The organism is Klenkia soli (assembly GCF_900103975.1).
In the GTDB taxonomy this organism is placed as follows: Bacteria; Actinomycetota; Actinomycetes; order Mycobacteriales; family Geodermatophilaceae; genus Klenkia; species Klenkia soli.
This window is the reverse complement of the sequence record NZ_FNIR01000001.1, coordinates 273065-287914: the sequence shown is the minus strand read 5'-3', so window position 1 is coordinate 287914 and position 14850 is coordinate 273065. Positions and strand designations below refer to the sequence as shown.

At 73.6% G+C, this 14850-nt stretch carries 16 protein-coding genes; 6 read left to right on the top strand and 10 right to left on the bottom strand.

Annotated features, from left to right (window positions below):
• Positions 1 to 90 precede the first annotated feature (90 nt).
• A complete protein-coding gene (locus BLS67_RS01490) occupies positions 91 to 1164 on the top strand; it encodes a glycosyltransferase (protein ID WP_091238345.1) in 1074 nt (357 codons plus the stop codon).
• A gap of 28 nt (positions 1165 to 1192) precedes the next feature.
• Positions 1193 to 2266, top strand: a complete 1074-nt coding sequence (gene ychF / locus BLS67_RS01485) for a redox-regulated ATPase YchF (RefSeq protein ID WP_091238341.1) — start codon at positions 1193 to 1195, stop codon at positions 2264 to 2266.
• Here ychF and BLS67_RS01480 read toward each other — a convergent pair.
• The 4 genes from BLS67_RS01480 to BLS67_RS01465 form a co-directional block, all read right to left on the bottom strand.
• Positions 2263 to 3009, bottom strand: a complete 747-nt coding sequence (locus tag BLS67_RS01480) for an alpha/beta hydrolase (protein WP_091238338.1) — start codon at positions 3007 to 3009, stop codon at positions 2263 to 2265. The genes ychF and BLS67_RS01480 overlap by 4 nt on opposite strands.
• A complete protein-coding gene (locus BLS67_RS01475; protein WP_091238335.1) occupies positions 3006 to 4292 on the bottom strand; it encodes an MFS transporter in 1287 nt (428 codons plus the stop codon). The genes BLS67_RS01480 and BLS67_RS01475 overlap by 4 nt, the downstream gene beginning before the upstream one ends.
• Positions 4293 to 4422: 130 nt before the next feature.
• Positions 4423 to 5361: an alpha/beta fold hydrolase gene (locus BLS67_RS01470; RefSeq protein WP_091238331.1), complete on the bottom strand. Its 939-nt coding sequence runs from the start codon at positions 5359 to 5361 to the stop codon at positions 4423 to 4425.
• A gap of 97 nt (positions 5362 to 5458) precedes the next feature.
• A complete protein-coding gene (locus BLS67_RS01465) occupies positions 5459 to 6238 on the bottom strand; it encodes an ABC transporter permease (RefSeq protein WP_091239193.1) in 780 nt (259 codons plus the stop codon).
• A gap of 108 nt (positions 6239 to 6346) precedes the next feature.
• On the opposite strand from BLS67_RS01465, the gene BLS67_RS01460 reads away from it, so the two are divergent.
• Positions 6347 to 7783 carry a polysaccharide deacetylase family protein gene (locus BLS67_RS01460; protein WP_091238328.1) on the top strand — a complete coding sequence of 479 codons (1437 nt, stop codon included), beginning with the start codon at positions 6347 to 6349 and terminating at the stop codon, positions 7781 to 7783.
• Positions 7784 to 7786: 3 nt separating this feature from the next.
• On the opposite strand, the gene BLS67_RS01455 is transcribed toward BLS67_RS01460, so the two are convergent.
• Positions 7787 to 8596, bottom strand: coding sequence for a polysaccharide deacetylase family protein (locus tag BLS67_RS01455; protein ID WP_091238325.1), 810 nt, complete (start codon positions 8594 to 8596; stop codon positions 7787 to 7789).
• A 39-nt stretch (positions 8597 to 8635) separates the two neighbouring features.
• On the opposite strand from BLS67_RS01455, the gene BLS67_RS23625 reads away from it, so the two are divergent.
• Positions 8636 to 8800 (top strand): hypothetical protein, encoded by a 165-nt coding sequence (locus BLS67_RS23625; RefSeq protein WP_165617430.1) that lies wholly within the window; start codon positions 8636 to 8638, stop codon positions 8798 to 8800.
• A gap of 19 nt (positions 8801 to 8819) precedes the next feature.
• Positions 8820 to 9020: a hypothetical protein gene (locus BLS67_RS01450; RefSeq protein ID WP_091238320.1), complete on the top strand. Its 201-nt coding sequence runs from the start codon at positions 8820 to 8822 to the stop codon at positions 9018 to 9020.
• 1 nt (position 9021) lies between these two features.
• Here the strand turns inward: BLS67_RS01450 and BLS67_RS01445 are convergent, their stop codons facing one another.
• Genes BLS67_RS01445 through dhaK form a run of 4 tightly spaced genes read right to left on the bottom strand, consistent with a single transcriptional unit; the run spans position 9022 to position 11996 of the window.
• A complete protein-coding gene (locus BLS67_RS01445; RefSeq protein WP_091238317.1) occupies positions 9022 to 9975 on the bottom strand; it encodes a DUF808 domain-containing protein in 954 nt (317 codons plus the stop codon).
• A gap of 46 nt (positions 9976 to 10021) precedes the next feature.
• Positions 10022 to 10429 (bottom strand): dihydroxyacetone kinase phosphoryl donor subunit DhaM, encoded by a 408-nt coding sequence (dhaM, locus tag BLS67_RS01440; RefSeq protein ID WP_091238314.1) that lies wholly within the window; start codon positions 10427 to 10429, stop codon positions 10022 to 10024.
• Positions 10426 to 11004 carry a dihydroxyacetone kinase subunit DhaL gene (gene dhaL / locus BLS67_RS01435; RefSeq protein WP_091239189.1) on the bottom strand — a complete coding sequence of 193 codons (579 nt, stop codon included), beginning with the start codon at positions 11002 to 11004 and terminating at the stop codon, positions 10426 to 10428. The genes dhaM and dhaL overlap by 4 nt, the downstream gene beginning before the upstream one ends.
• The gene (gene dhaK, locus BLS67_RS01430; RefSeq protein ID WP_091238311.1) at positions 11001 to 11996 is read right to left on the bottom strand and encodes a dihydroxyacetone kinase subunit DhaK; all 996 of its coding nucleotides are present in this window, start codon (positions 11994 to 11996) and stop codon (positions 11001 to 11003) included. The genes dhaL and dhaK overlap by 4 nt, the downstream gene beginning before the upstream one ends.
• A 135-nt stretch (positions 11997 to 12131) precedes the next feature.
• Between dhaK and fdhA the strand changes: the two genes are divergently transcribed.
• On the top strand, positions 12132 to 13346 hold the full coding sequence (gene fdhA / locus BLS67_RS01425) for a formaldehyde dehydrogenase, glutathione-independent (RefSeq protein WP_091238308.1): 1215 nt from the start codon (positions 12132 to 12134) through the stop codon (positions 13344 to 13346).
• A 72-nt stretch (positions 13347 to 13418) separates the two neighbouring features.
• Here the strand turns inward: fdhA and gabT are convergent, their stop codons facing one another.
• Positions 13419 to 14765, bottom strand: a complete 1347-nt coding sequence (gabT, locus tag BLS67_RS01420) for a 4-aminobutyrate--2-oxoglutarate transaminase (protein WP_091238305.1) — start codon at positions 14763 to 14765, stop codon at positions 13419 to 13421.
• Positions 14766 to 14850 lie beyond the last annotated feature (85 nt).

Below are 14850 nucleotides of genomic sequence, written 5' to 3'. Positions count from 1 at the left end.
CGGGAATCGGACACGGTGGTGCCGGCTCGGGGTGAGGCTGCCGATGAGGGTCGTGATCGGTTCCCCTCGTCGCACAGGCAGGCAGCAGGCATGGACGTCCTCATCTGCAAGACCAAGTACTCCGGCCTCAGCTACCACCGGGTCGAGGAGCCGGCCCGCGCCGTGAACGAGGCCGGGGTCGGGGTGCGCGTGACGGTGGCCCAGGGGCTCTCGACGACGATGAGCCGGGGCGCCGACTCCGTCGTCCTCGACGTCGACGACCAGGGCGCCGACGTCGTGGTGCTGCAGCTGCCCAAGACGGTGGAGCTGCTGCAGTGCATGCGCATCCTGCAGGCGCGGGGGGTCGCCGTCGTCGTCGAGATCGACGACCTGCTCTCCGGCGTCCCCTTCGGCCACCAGGGCCACGGCATCGTGCGCAGCGGGCTGGCGCAGCGGGCCGCGGACTGCGCGCGGGAGGCCGACATGGTCACCGTGACGACGCCGGCGCTGCGCGACGAGTACGCCCGCCACGGCCGTGGCGCCGTCGTCCCCAACGCCATCCCGCGGCGGCTCGCCGAGCTCCCGCCGGCCTACGAGCGGACGTCGGACGTCGTCGAGATCGGGTGGACCGGCAACGTGCTGGGCCACCCCTACGACCTGCAGGTGATGGGCTCCGGGCTCGAGCAGGCGCTCTCGGCCACCGCGGGGAGCAGCCGCTTCACCGTGCTCGGCCAGAAGTTCGACATGCAGCAGCGGCTGGGGTTGACCACCGACCCCCGTGAGGTGCTGTGGCTGCCCGAGGTCGACGCCTACATCCAGGCCATCGGCGAGCTGTTCGACGTCGGCGTCGCCCCGCTGCGCATCGACAAGTTCAACACCGCGAAGAGCTGGCTGAAGGTGCTCGAGTACTCGGCCCGCGGGGTCTACTCGGTGCGCTCGGCCAGCGCGGAGTACGAGCGGCTGGGGCTGGGCTGGCGCGCCAAGGCGCCCAAGGACTGGGCGAAGGCGCTGACCAAGGCCGTGCGGGACGACGAGTGGCGCCGGGAGCAGGCCCGGGCCGCCCACCAGGTCGTGCTCGACCAGCACCTCACCGAGCACAGCGTCCCGCTGTGGCTGGGGGCGTGGCAGCGGGCGGCCGAGAACCGGGCGACGGCGCTGCGTCGTGGCGCGGTGGCGGTCGGCTGACCCACCCGGGCCCGTACCCTGGTCCGACGTGGCTCTCTCCATCGGCATCGTCGGTCTGCCCAACGTCGGCAAGTCGACCCTGTTCAACGCGCTGACCAAGAACGACGTGCTGGCCGCGAACTACCCGTTCGCGACCATCGAGCCCAACGTCGGTGTGGTCGGTGTCCCCGACGAGCGCATCGCGAAGCTGGCCGAGGTGTTCGGCAGCACCAAGCAGATCCCGGCCACGGTGTCCTTCGTCGACATCGCCGGCATCGTGCGCGGGGCCAGCGAGGGCCAGGGTCTGGGCAACAAGTTCCTGGCCAACATCCGGGAGTCCGACGCGATCTGCCAGGTCATCCGGGTGTTCACCGACCCCGACGTCGTGCACGTCGACGGCAAGGTCTCGCCGAAGGACGACATCGAGACCATCAACACCGAGCTCCTGCTCGCGGACCTCCAGACGCTGGAGAAGGCGATCCCGCGGCTGGAGAAGGAGATGCGCAAGGACAAGGACCGCAAGGCCCTGCACGACGCCGCGGTCGAGGCGCAGAAGGTGCTCGACGGCGTGCAGACCCTCTTCAGCGCCGGTGTGGACGCCGAGCCGCTGCGCGAGCTGGGCCTGATGACCACCAAGCCGTTCCTCTACGTGTTCAACGTGGACTCCGACGAGCTCACCAACACCGAGCTGCTCGACGAGCTGCGCGCCCTGGTCGCCCCGGCCGAGGCGATCGTGCTCGACGCGCAGACCGAGGCCGAGCTGGCCGAGCTGCCCGACGAGGAGGCCGCCGAGCTGCTGGCCGCCGTCGGCCAGGACGAGCCGGGCTTGCACCAGCTCGCCCGCGTCGGCTTCGCCACCCTGGGCCTGCAGACCTACCTGACCGCCGGCCCCAAGGAGTCCCGGGCCTGGACCATCCCGGTCGGCGCCACCGCGCCGCAGGCCGCCGGGGTCATCCACACCGACTTCCAGCGCGGTTTCATCAAGGCCGAGGTCGTCTCCTTCGACGACCTGGTCGCCGCCGGCTCGATGGCCGCGGCCAAGACCAAGGGCCAGGTGCGCATCGAGGGCAAGGAGTACGTCATGGCCGACGGCGACGTGGTGGAGTTCCGCTTCAACGTCTAGCGAACCCGGCTGCCGAGGAGCAGGTCGCGCACCGACGTCCAGGTCCGGTCGGCGTCCTGGAGCCAGAAGTCGTGGCCGACCCCGGTCAGCCGCCGGACGTCCCAGCCCAGTGCCTCCAGACGCGACGCCGTCGGGTCCGGGAGGACGGCGGGCGAGTCGTCGGACAGCACGATCGTCGAGGGGACCGCGGGAGCGGCGATCGGCGCCGGCGAGTGCGCGACGTCGCGGAAGACGCGCAGGGCCATCCCGCGGTCGAACCGCGCGGTCGCCGCGTCCCGCAGCCGCGCGTCCTCCGGCGACGGGGCCGGACGACCGCGGCTGCGCCGCTTCTGGGCGAGCGCGGCCACCGCGAGACCCACCGGCGCGGTGGCCCAGAACAGCCGCCCGGCGAGGCCCCCGGTCGGGAGCCCGAGCCGGAAGCCGGGGTCGAGGTAGACCGCGGACGCCGGTGCCAGCCGCGCGACCGCCCGCTCGAGCACCGAGCCACCCAGGGAGTGGCCGACGACGACGTCCAGCCCGACAGGCAGGGTCTCGACGAGGTCGTCGGCGAACGCGCCGACGGAGTAGTCGGTGGCCCGGTCGCTGCCCCCGTGCCCGCGCAGGTCGACCGTGGTGACGGTGACCCCGCCCGCGGCGACGAGGCGCTCGGTGAGCCCGCGCCAGGTCGCGCCGTCGGCCCCCAGCCCGTGCACCAGGGCGAGCCGGCGCGGGCCTGCGCCGTGGACCTGCGTCGCCAGCTTCACCGCACGGCCTTGACCGGGCGGATGGCGATCGCGCCGAGCATGACGAAGACGATGCCGGAGACGAAGAGCACGGGGTATCCACCGGTGAGCGTGACGAGGCCGGCGGCGATCGAGGGGCTCATCGCCTGCGGGAGGGTGGTGGCCAGACCCAGGATCGCCAGGTCGCGACCGGCGCTGCTGCTGCCGGGGCGGGCGGGCAGCACCTCGGTCATGAGGGCGAGGTCGATGGAGATGTAGGTCCCGAACCCGAGGCCCAGCAGGAAGGCGTAGACCAGGATGCCGGTGGTCGTCGGCATGACGAGGGGGACGGCGAGGGCGACCGCCATGACGACCGAGGACCAGACGATGAAGGGCTTGCGCCTGCCGACCCGGTCGGAGAGCCAGCCGCTGCCCGACGCCGAGACCAGGACCCCCACGAGCAGGACGACGCCCATCGTGGCGGCGAAGGAGTTGGACTCCTCGTCACCCAGGCCGATGTAGTCGCGCAGGATGTAGAGGCCGTAGGTCTGCGCGCCGTAGAACCCGATCACCATGAGGAAGCGGGACGCGAAGGCCCAGGCGAAGTCGGGGTGCTGGCGGGGGCTGACCCAGAACCCGCGCAGGAACTCCCGGGCACCGGTGCGCTCGCGGGGCAGGTGCGTGCTGGGCTCGTCGCGGTTGACCAGGACGAAGACGCCGACGACGACGAGCACGAGCCCGGCCAGGACGACGTAGGGGAGCGAACCCTGCGTGGCGGTGCTGCCGGCGACGGCCACCCCGACCGCGTTGCCGATGGTGATGCCGACCCCGATCATCGCGGAGACGCCGCCGCGGCGGGCCGCGGGGTAGCGGTCGGGCACGATGGCCGTCGCGGCGGCCTGCAGGGCGTTGACGCCGACCTGGACCACGAGCCACACCAGCGCGACGGTGAGCACCGACTGCGCCATCGGCAGGCCCACGAGGAACCCGCTCGTGAGCAGCGCGCCGCCCACCATCCACGGGGTGCGGCGGCCGAAGCGCGACCGGGTCGAGTCGGACAGGGCGCCGGCGATCGGCTGGGCGAAGATGTTGGCGATGAAGGCGACGGTGGTGACGATCGCGAGGTTGCCGATCTTCCCGGCCTCGTCGATCCCCGCCACGATGTTCGGCAGCAGGATGCCGTTGCCGCCCGAGTTGACCGCGAGGATCGCGACGTAGACCAGCAGGAGCCCGGTCGACATCCGCCGCATCCGGGGCGCGGGTGCCGGGGCCGCCCCGGTGGGGTCGCCCGGCAGGGCGGTGGTCGGGATCTCGCTGGTCGCCATGGTCTCTCCTGGTTCGAGCCGGCTCGTCTGCACCGGGTGCTGTGACGCTAAGCACCCCGGGCTGGCCGGACGATGGGCAACCTCTCCACGGAACGCACTCCGGTACGGGGGGTCTGTCCACACCCGTGCCTCACGTCCCCAGGTTGGCCCGCAGCGCCGCGACGCAGGCCGCCGCGCCGTGGTCGGTCATGATGATCGCGGCGTGGTCGACCGCGTCCACCAGCTCGGCGGAGACGATCGCCGGGGTCGCGGCGACCAGGCCGGCCACGTGCGCGGCCGCGTACATCGGCGGCGAGCCGGCCCCGGTGCTCCAGGGTGCGTGGACCAGCCTGATCGGCGCCCGCACGGCCGCGAGGGCCTCGGCCGGAGCCGTGGAGGTGAAGACCGAGACGGCGTCGGCGACGACCGTCTCGAGGTCGCGGTGCACGGTCACCCCGCCGTCGACCGCCGCCAGGTCGTGCGCCACCAGGGCCAGCATGCGCGGGTCGTCGTCCCCGGTCAGCGGCGCGACGCCACCCCGGTAGTGCACGAGGTAGGCCGCCTCGTCGGTCCAGACCTGGTCGGTGGCGTACTGCGCGCGGAGCTTCGGCGCGACCGCCTCCGCCGGCGGCGGCCCCTGCTCGCCGACCTCGAGCGGCAGCCCGCCGTCGACCAGGGTGACGGTGCGGACCCGGTCGGGGTGCCGGGCGGCGAGCTCGGCGACGACGAAGCCGCCCAGCGACATGCCGAGCAGGTGGACCTGGTCGAGCCCCAGCGCGTCGAGCAGCGCGACCAGCTGCTCGGCGTGCGCGGGCACCGAGGACGGGCCGGGTCGGGCCGGTGTCCCGCCGCGGCCGGCGAGGTCGGGGGCGACCACGCTCACCTCCGGCGCGGCGTCGAGGACCCAGGACCACAGCCGGTTGTTGCTGGACACGCCGTGCACCGCGAGCACCGGCTCGGTCGTGCCGGGCCGGGTCAGCACCTCGAACGGCCCGGCCGCGGTCTCGACCACCTCGGTCGTGGCGCCGGTGCCGTCCTCGCCGGCGGTTCGGGGGAGGCTCGGCTGGTGGACTGCGCTGTCGTCTGTCATGGGAGCACCAGATCACGGACGACGCCCCGGCGACGTGGAGACCGTGCACGTCGTCAGCGGGTGCCGGTGGAGGTTCCGGCTCGTCCGATCGGTGGCATCAGGGCGTGGTGCCGCAGCGGCGGACGGCGCCCCGGGTCACCTGCTCGGTGACGACCCAGACGGCGATGACCTCCGCGGCGAGCAGACCCACCAGCACCAGGAGCTGGGCAGCACCTGCCTGCAGGGCGCTGCCGCCGCCGAGGAGGACGCCGACGTAGGCGCCGGGCAGCGTGACCAGGCCGACGGTGCGGGTCTGGTCCAGCGCGGGCACCAGGGCGGTGGCGGCGACGGGTCGGGCCACCAGCAGCGCTGCGTCCCGGGGCAGGAACCCCAGCGCGAGCGCGGCCTCGACCTCGCCGTGCCGCTGCTCCAGCTCGTCGAGCATGCGCCGTCCGGCCAAGGAGGTCGCCGCCATCGCCCCGCCGATGACGATCCCTGCGACCGGGACGACGGCCTCCCCGCGCAGCGGGACCGCCCCGCTGGCCAGCACCAGCGCCAGCACCGGCAGGACCCCCGCGGCGAGGGGTGCGGCCAGCCGGAGGGCCCGGCGTGCTGCTCCCCGACCCCGGGCAGGACCACCGGTGACCCGGCCGGCCGAGGTCGCCGCGGCGACGCACAGCATGAGGACCGCGAAGGCGGCCGACGCCCACAGCGACCCGACGACGACCACGATCAGCGAAGACACGACGGCGAGCTGGGCCGCCGCCCGGAGGCAGGCCCGCAGGACCGGTCGCTCCTGGCCCAGGCCGGACGACCGGCCCACCACGACCCCCAGCGCCAGCAGCGCGACGAGGGCGACGACGAGGCCGGGGCCCAGCTGGACGACCGAGGACCCCATGCCGACCATCCTCCCGGACCTCGTCGCAGCGGTCCGGAGGGCCGGGCGTGGCACCATCACCCGGCCCGGTCGGCTGGTCGGGGTGGACGTCCGACGGGGTAGGTCGCGGTGCTGCGTGCCGGGTCGCGGTGGTGCGGGGTGCTGCTGGCCGCCGTCGTCGTGGCCGGGTGCTCCGGCGGGGCGCAGCCACCGGTCGGCGCGCCGGTGTCGACCACGGCTGCACCCGTGCCCGACCCGTCGGTGGTCGCGGTGCCTGCCGGGCTGCCGATGTCCGCGGCACCCGATCTCCTCGCGGTCCCGGGGTCCAGCGGCGACCCGCGCGACGCCCGGTTCACCACCACCTACGACGTCCCCGGCGTGCCCGGCTACCGGGACGTCGCCGCCGGCGTGGTCGCCGGGGTCGTCGCCGGCTACACCGCGCGGCTGCAGGCCATCGCCGACGAGAAGGCCCGCAACGGCCGGTTGACCGTCACCACCGACCTGGTCGCCGCCGGGGGACGGGCCGTCGGGCTGCGGATCGCCACGATCTCCGCCGTCCAGCAGGGCACGGATCCGACCCGGACCGCGGCCACGGCCCACGCCGTCCGCCCGGACGGCGAGGGCACCGGCGAGGGCACCGGGGAGGTGGTCACCTCGCCCGAGCTGCTCACCGACGACGGCCGGACGGCGCTGACCGCGGCGGTCACCGACACCCTGCAGGGCGGGGCGGCGCCCGGCCCCGCCCTGCTCGACGACCTCCGGGTGCAGGGCGACGGCTCGCTGGTCGCCGTCGTGCCGCCCGCGGCGCCGGCTGCGGGGGAGACCGCCGTGCTGGTGCCCGCGGCCCGCGCCGCCGACTGGCTCAGCCCGGCCGGTCGGCGGGTCGTCGACGAGCTGGCGTCGGCCACCCCGTCGTCCGGAGCGCCGGCCGCCACCGGGGCGGTCGACTGCGCCGTGCAGTCCTGCATCGCGCTGACCTTCGACGACGGCCCCGGCCCGTACACCGCCCGGCTCCTCGACGAGCTGGCTGCGGCCGGCGTGCACGCCACGTTCTTCGTCGTCGGCCATAACGTCGCCGCCCGGCCGCAGCTCGTCGCCCGCGCAGCGGCCGAGGGCCACGAGATCGGCAACCACAGCTGGGACCACCCGCAGCTGACGACCCTGAGCGCGGCCCAGGTGGACACCGAGCTCGACCGGACCTCCGACGCCGTCGCCGCCGCGACCGGCGGCGCACCCCCGACGATCGTCCGTCCGCCCTACGGCGACTACGACGACGCCGTGCTCGGTGAGCTGGCCGCCCGCGGTGAGTCGGCCGTGACCTGGGACGTCGACACCCTGGACTGGCAGAACCGCGACGCCGGGATCACCACCACCCGGGCCCTGGCCGGCGCCGTGCCGGGCTCGATCGTGCTCATGCACGACATCCACCCCTCGAGCGTGGACGCCCTGCCCGGCCTGGTCGCCCAGCTGCAGCAGCGCGGGTTCACCTTCGTGACCGTGAGCCAGCTGCTCGGCACCGACCTCGTCCCCGGCGCGGCCTACGCCCGCGGCCCGGAGCGCCCCTGACCGTCAGCCCGCGGTCGGCTTCTCGAACACGTCGTCGAGGGTGACCGTGGTGAGCCCGCGGTCGGCGATGATCTGGCTGAGCTGCGGGAACACCGTCGTCACCGGCGTGAAGTTCAGGTGCCCGATGACGATGTGCTGGGGCAGGAACCACTGGTCGGCGAAGCCGACGATCGCCTCGGGCGTGAGCAGCCCGGAGTCCGACAGCGACCCGTACCAGAGCACCGGGCAGGTGTAGCCGATCTCGGCGGCCGCGGCGTCGGTGCTGGCGTCGCGGTAGCCGTAGGGCGGCCGGTAGTAGGGCCGCATGTCCACGCCGTAGGTGCTGAGCACGAAGTCGTGGTTGCGCTGCAGCTCGTCCTGGATGCCCGCCGTCGACAGCGACGTCAGGTCGGCGTGGCTCCAGGTGTGGTTGCCGAGCTGGATCTGCCCCGAGGCGACCAGCGGCTCCAGCAGCGCGGCGTTGTCGGTCCACGACGGCTTGGACCCGTTGAGGAAGTAGGTCAGCCGGGTGCCGGTGTCCTTCGCGAACTGCGTGTAGTCGCGCACCACGGTGGTGTCGTCGCCGTCGTCCACCGTCCAGGCCAGCAGCGAACCGTCGCCGGGCAGGCCGGTGAGCTCGCCGGGCGGGATCGGCACCTTGACCAGCTGCGGTGCCGGGAACGTCGGGGCCGGTGGGGTGGTGGTGGGCGGGGTGGTCGTCGGCGGCGCCGAGGTGGTCGTCGTCGTCGCGGGCGCCGCGGACGGCGTCGCCCGGCAGCCCGTCACGGCCGCACCACCGGCCAGGGTCAGCGCCAGGAAACGTCGTCGATCCACGGTGTCGAGATTACGGGCCGACCTGCCGATACCCAGGGCATGACGACGACGGTCTGCGACGCGCTGCACCGGCTCGGCCTCGCCGCGGCCACCCTCTCGGCCGACCCCGGGGACGGCGACCTGTTCTCCGCGGCGGGCTGGCTGAGCACCGCGGTCACCGAGGCGCTGGAGGACCGGCCGCTGGACCTCGCCGTCGCGGTCTGACCGGTCGTAGGGTCGCGGGGTGCCGAACGTGTTCACCGACTACGCGCAGACCCACTGGGTGCCGATCAACGACGACATGGTGACCGTGCAGACCGTCGACGCGGCGGGGAGGCGCGCGACCCACGTGCTGTCCGTGCCCGACGCCCTGACCCAGTTCAAGGTCAAGTACCCGTTCGTGGACGACGCCCAGGCCGCGGAGCTCTTCGCCCGCGGCGGATGAGTCAGTGCGCGGCGGCCTGGCCGCCGCGCTTCGGGACGACGTGCAGCACGGCCACGACGACGGCGCCCACCACGACGCCCACGACCGCCGAGAGCGCGGTGTTGGTGAGCCAGCCGAGCACCCCGCCCAGCGCCCCGGTCGCGTCGTGCACCGCCACCTCGACGTGGTGCACCAGGTGGTAGGGCCAGGTCCAGCCCAGCTCGTCGGCGCCGACCAGCAGGATGTGCCCGCCGACCCACAGCATGGCGGCGATGCCGACGGTCGCCAGGGTGGCCAGCACGATCGGCATGGCCTTCACCAGACCGCGCCCGAACGTGGCGACCGCGGTCGACCTCCTCGCCGCCAGCGCGATGCCGGCGTCGTCCATCTTCACGATCAGCGCGACGACGCCGTAGACCAGCGCGGTGATCAGCAGCGCGACGACGACCAGGATGATCGCCCGCGACACGAACGGCTCGGTGTCGACCTCGTTGAGGGCGATCACCATGATCTCGGCCGACAGGATGAAGTCGGTGCGCACGGCGCCGGACACCACGGTCTTCTCCCGCTCGGCGGGGTCGACGTCCGCGTCGCCGGCGGCCGCCTCCGCGGGGTGGTGGCCGGACACCTTCTCCCACAGCTTCTCGGCGCCCTCGTAGCAGAGGTAGACACCGCCGCACATCAGGATCGGGGTCAGCAGGAACGGGAGGAACTGCGAGAGCAGCAGGATCGCCGGCAGGATGATCAGCAGCTTGTTGCGGATGGACCCCTTGGCGATGCGCCAGATGATCGACAACTCACGCTTCGGTTCCAGCCCCTGCACGTACCGGGGCGTCACCGCGGCGTCGTCGACCACCACACCGGCCGCCTTGACCCCGGCCCGGCCCGCGGCGGCACCGATGTCGTCCAGCGACGCGGCGGACAACCGCACCAGCGCCGCGACGTCGTCGAAGAGGGCGAACAGGCCGCTGGCCATCAGGCGGGGCCGCTCAGGGGAGTCACAGCGAGCAGGCTAGGTCATCTCAGCGCAGCTGGGCCTCCTTCGGCGCCAACCCGCGGGCGGCCTCGGCGGCCACCTGCTCGCGCGTCGCCCCGCCGGCCGCCACCACGACCGCGCCGACCAACCCCTCCACCAGCGGCGCGGCCGACAGCAGCACCCGCTCCCGGACGTCGTCCTCGAGGAACTCCAGCGCCGTCTCGGCCGACAGCACCGCACTGCCCAGGTCCATGAGGACGACGACGCCCTCGCCGGTGTCGGCCGCCGCGATCGCTTCGGACACCGCCATCGCGTCGGTGCCCAGCCCGCCGTCCTCGGTGCCGGCCGCGACCTCGATCGTCAGCGGACGCCCGGGCAGCATCTGCCGGGCCAGCTCGACCGCGGCGTCGGCCAGCGCCCGGCTGTGCGAGACGACGACGATCCCGACCGTCACGACAGCGTCTCGGCGGCGGCCCGCAGCAGCAGGGCGGTGGAGGTTGCGCCCGGGTCGGCGTGCCCGGCGCTCCGTTCACCCAGGTAGCTGGCCCGGCCCTTGCGGGCGACCAGCGGGACGGTGGCGTCGCGTCCGTCGGCGGCCGCCTGCGCGGCCTCGGCGAGCGAGCCCCCGGCGTCCAGCACGTCGCAGGCCGGGCCCAGGGCGTCGACCATCGTCTTGTCGCCCGGCTCGGCCTTGCCGCGGGCCAGCACGCCCTCGAACCCGGCCCGCAGCGCGGGGGCGAACCCGCCGTCCGCGGCCCCGGCCATCCGCAGGAAGAGCGTCCCGTACAGCGGACCGGACGCACCGCCGACCTTCGAGACCAGGGTGGTGCCGGTCTTCTTCAGGACGGCGGCCGCGTCGGCCGGGGGAGCCTCGGCCAGCGCGGCGACGACGGCGGTCATGCCGCGGTCCATGTTCGAGCCGTGGTCGGCGTCCCCGATCGCGGAGTCCAGGGCGGTGAGCTCGTCCTTCTGCTCGTGCACCAGCTCGGCGAAGCGTTGCAGCCAGGCGGTCAGCTGCTCGGGGTTCACGCGCCCCACCGCAGCCCGGGGGTGTCGACCGGGGCGTCCCACAACCGCAGCAGCTCGTCGTCGGCCTGCAGCAGCGTCACCGAGCAGCCGGCCATCTCGAGGCTGGTCATGTACGGCCCGACCAGCGACCGGGCGATGCCGATGCCGGCCTTCTCCAGGATCGAGGCGACCTCGGCGTAGACGACGTACAGCTCGAGCAGCGGGGTGCCGCCCAGGCCGTTGACGAAGCAGATGACGCCGTCGGTGAACTCCCGGTCGGCCAGGATCGGCTCGACCAGCATCTGCGCCACCTCGCGGGCCGGCGCCAGCGGCACCCGGCGGCGGCCGGGCTCGCCGTGGATGCCGATGCCGATCTCCATCTCGCCCTCGGGCAGGTCGAACGTGGGCTTGCCGGCGGCGGGGACGGTGCACGAGGTGAGCGCGACCCCCATGCTGCGGCCGCTGTCGTCGATCCGGCGGGCCAGGTCGGCGACGGCAGCCAGGGGGCGGCCCTCCTCGGCCGCGGCGCCGACGATCTTCTCCAGCAGCACCGTCGTCCCCACCCCGCGTCGACCGGCCGTGTAGAGGCTGTCGGTCACGGCGACGTCGTCGTCGACCACCACGGTGACGACCTCGGTGCCGGACTCGGCGGCGACCAGCTCGGCGGCCATCTCGAAGTTCATGACGTCGCCGGTGTAGTTCTTCACGATGTGCAGGACGCCGGCCCCGCCGTCCACGCCCTGGGTCGCGGCCACCATCTGGTCGGGCACCGGGGAGGTGAACACCTCGCCGGCGCAGGCGGCGTCGAGCATGCCGGGGCCGACGAAACCGCCGTGCATGGGCTCGTGGCCCGAGCCGCCGCCGGAGACCAGCCCGACCTTGCCCTGCACCGGCGCGTCACCCCGGAAGACCACCCGGTTCTCGTGGTCCACGCGGAGCCGGGGGTGGGCGGCGGCCATGCCCCGCAGGGCATCGGCGACCACGTCGGCGGGATCGTTGATCAGCTTCTTCACGGAACAGGACGCTAGAGGTCCGCGCCGCAGGAGGCGAGCCCCCTTGTGGGGTGCGCCACACTGCACGGGTCAGGCGCGTCCGGGGTCGGGGGCACCGGGTGTGCGGCGAGCACGACCGGAGCGAGGAGCAGACGCATGGCTGGCAACAGGGGCGTGGCGTACATCGAACCCGGCAAGGTCGAGGTGCAGTCGATCGACTACCCGGGCCTGGAGCTCAAGGACGGGCCGGGGGTCAACCCGGCCAACGTGGGGCGCACGCTCGAGCACGGCGTGGTCCTGAAGGTGGTCACCAGCAACATCTGCGGCAGCGACCAGCACATGGTCCGCGGCCGCACGACGGCTCCGCCGAACCTGGTCCTGGGCCACGAGATCCTCGGCGAGGTGGTCGAGAAGGGCCGCGACGTCGAGTTCATCGAGGTCGGGGACCTGTGCTCGGTGCCGTTCAACATCGCCTGCGGGCGGTGCCGGAACTGCAAGGAGGGCAAGACCGGCATCTGCCTGAACGTGAACCCGGCCCGCCCGGGCGCGGCCTACGGCTACGTGGACATGGGTGGCTGGGTCGGCGGGCAGGCCGAGTACGTGACCATCCCGTACGCCGACTGGAACCTCCTGCGGTTCCCCGACAAGGACCAGGCGATGGAGAAGGTCCTCGACCTGACCATGCTGTCCGACATCTTCCCGACCGGCTTCCACGGCGCGGTGACCGCCGGGGTCAAGCCCGGTTCGACGGTCTACGTGGCCGGGGCCGGGCCGGTCGGGCTGGCCGCGGCGGTGGGGGCCCAGCTGCTCGGCGCCTCGGTCGTGGTCGTGGCCGACCTCAACGAGGAGCGGCTGGCCCAGGCCCGCAGCTTCGGCTGCGAGACCGTCGACGTCTCGAAGGGCTCCCCGCAGGACCAGCTCGAGCAGCTGCTGGGGGTGCCCGAGGTCGACGCCGCCGTCGACGCGGTCGGCTTCGAGGCCCGCGGGCACGGTGCGGACGCCGGCGAGGCCCCGGCCACGGTGCTGAACTCGCTGATGGAGGTGACGGCCGCCGGTGGGGCGATCGGCATCCCCGGGCTGTACGTCACCGGCGACCCGGGCGGCATCGACGAGGCGGCCAAGGTGGGTGCGCTGTCGCTGAGCCTGGGCACCGGCTGGGCGAAGTCGATCTCGTTCACCACCGGCCAGTGCCCCGTCATGCGCTACAACCTGGGGCTGATGAAGGCGATCCTGGCCGACAAGGTGCAGATCGCGAAGGCGGTCAACGCCACCGTGATCAGCCTGGACGACGCACCGCAGGGCTACGCGGACTTCGACAGGGGCGCCGCGCAGAAGTACGTGATCGACCCGCACGGCTCGGTTCGGCGCTGACCTGACGGGCCTCGGTGCGGATCCTCCGCCTTCCGCAACGGGAATGCGAAGGATCCGTGCCGAGCCGGGTGGTCAGGCCCCGGCCACCTCGGCGAAGGCGGCCTCGATGACGTCGAGGGCCTCGTCGAGCAGGTCGTGCCCGATGACCAGCGGCGGCAGGAAGCGCAGCACGTTGCCGTAGGACCCGGCGGTGAGGACGACGACGCCCTGCGCGTGGCAGGCCTTCGCGACCGCGCCGGCCAGCGCGGCGTCCGGCTCGGTGGTGCCCGGCCGCACGAGCTCGAGGGCGATCATCGCGCCCCGCCCGCGGACGTCGCCGACCGCCGGGAACCGCTCGGCCAGCGCGCGGAGCCGGGGCAGCATGCGCTCGCCGATCGCCCGGGCCGCCCCGTTCAGGTCGTCCTCGCGCATGGTCGCGATCGAGCCCAGCGCGGCTGCGCAGGCCACCGGGTTGCCGCCGTAGGTGCCGCCCAGCCCGCCCGGGTGGACGGCGTCCATGATCTCGGCGCGGCCGGTCACCGCCGCCAGCGGCAGACCGCCGGCCATGCCCTTCGCGGTGGTGACCAGGTCGGGGACGACGCCCTCGGCGTCGCAGCCGAACCACTCGCCCGTGCGGCAGAACCCGGACTGGATCTCGTCGGCGATGAACACGACGCCGTTCGCGGTGCACCACTCGCTGATCGCGGTCAGGAAGCCCGGGGCCGGCTCGATGAACCCGCCCTCGCCCTGCACCGGCTCGACCAGCACCGCCGCAGTGTTGCCCGCCCCGACCTGCACCTCGATCTGGGAGATCGCGCGGGCCGCGGCGTCGGCGCCGGACAGCCCGTCCCGGTAGGGGTAGCTCATCGGCACCCGGTACACCTCGCCGGCGAAGGGTCCGAAGCGGTGCTTGTAGGGCATGTTCTTCGCGGTCAGGGCCATCGTGAGGTTGGTGCGCCCGTGGTAGGCGTGGTCGAAGACCACGACGCCCTGCCGGCCGGTGGCGTGCCGGGCGATCTTGACCGCGTTCTCCACGGCCTCCGAGCCGGAGTTGAACAGCGCGCTCTTCTTCGCGTGGTCGCCGGGGGTCAGCTCGGCCAGTGCCTCGCAGACCGCCACGTAGCCCTCGTAGGGCGTGACCATGAAGCAGGTGTGGGTGAAGTCGGCGACCTGCGCCTGCACGGCCTCGACCACCCGGGGCGCGGCGTTGCCCACGCTGACCACGGCGATGCCCGAGCCCAGGTCGATGAGGGTGTTGCCGTCGACGTCCTCGATCACCCCGCCGCCGGCCCGGGCCACGAACACCGGCAGCGTCGTGCCGACCCCGGCCGAGACCGCCGCGTTGCGGCGGGCCATGAGCTCGACCGAGCGCGGGCCGGGGATCTCGGTGACCAGGTGGCGGCGCTGCTGCAGCGCGGTCTGGTCGAGCAGGTCGGTCATCGCAGAACCCCTCACGTCGTCGGTGGCCCCCCATGGTGGCACCGATGACGCCCGAATGGGGAATCCGTCGTCGAATCGGTCCAGG

What these genes read in the sequence shown, in the direction of transcription:
- BLS67_RS01475 (WP_091238335.1), bottom strand. Translation starts at nt 4,292, where the DNA reads ATGGCGACCAGCGAGATCCCGACCACCGCCCTGCCGGGCGACCCCACC.
- BLS67_RS01490 (WP_091238345.1), top strand. Translation starts at nt 91, where the DNA reads ATGGACGTCCTCATCTGCAAGACCAAGTACTCCGGCCTCAGCTACCAC.
- BLS67_RS23625 (WP_165617430.1), top strand. Translation starts at nt 8,636, where the DNA reads ATGACGACGACGGTCTGCGACGCGCTGCACCGGCTCGGCCTCGCCGCG.
- fdhA (WP_091238308.1), top strand. Translation starts at nt 12,132, where the DNA reads ATGGCTGGCAACAGGGGCGTGGCGTACATCGAACCCGGCAAGGTCGAG.
- BLS67_RS01470 (WP_091238331.1), bottom strand. Translation starts at nt 5,361, where the DNA reads ATGACAGACGACAGCGCAGTCCACCAGCCGAGCCTCCCCCGAACCGCC.
- BLS67_RS01445 (WP_091238317.1), bottom strand. Translation starts at nt 9,975, where the DNA reads ATGGCCAGCGGCCTGTTCGCCCTCTTCGACGACGTCGCGGCGCTGGTG.
- BLS67_RS01465 (WP_091239193.1), bottom strand. Translation starts at nt 6,238, where the DNA reads ATGGGGTCCTCGGTCGTCCAGCTGGGCCCCGGCCTCGTCGTCGCCCTC.
- gabT (WP_091238305.1), bottom strand. Translation starts at nt 14,765, where the DNA reads ATGACCGACCTGCTCGACCAGACCGCGCTGCAGCAGCGCCGCCACCTG.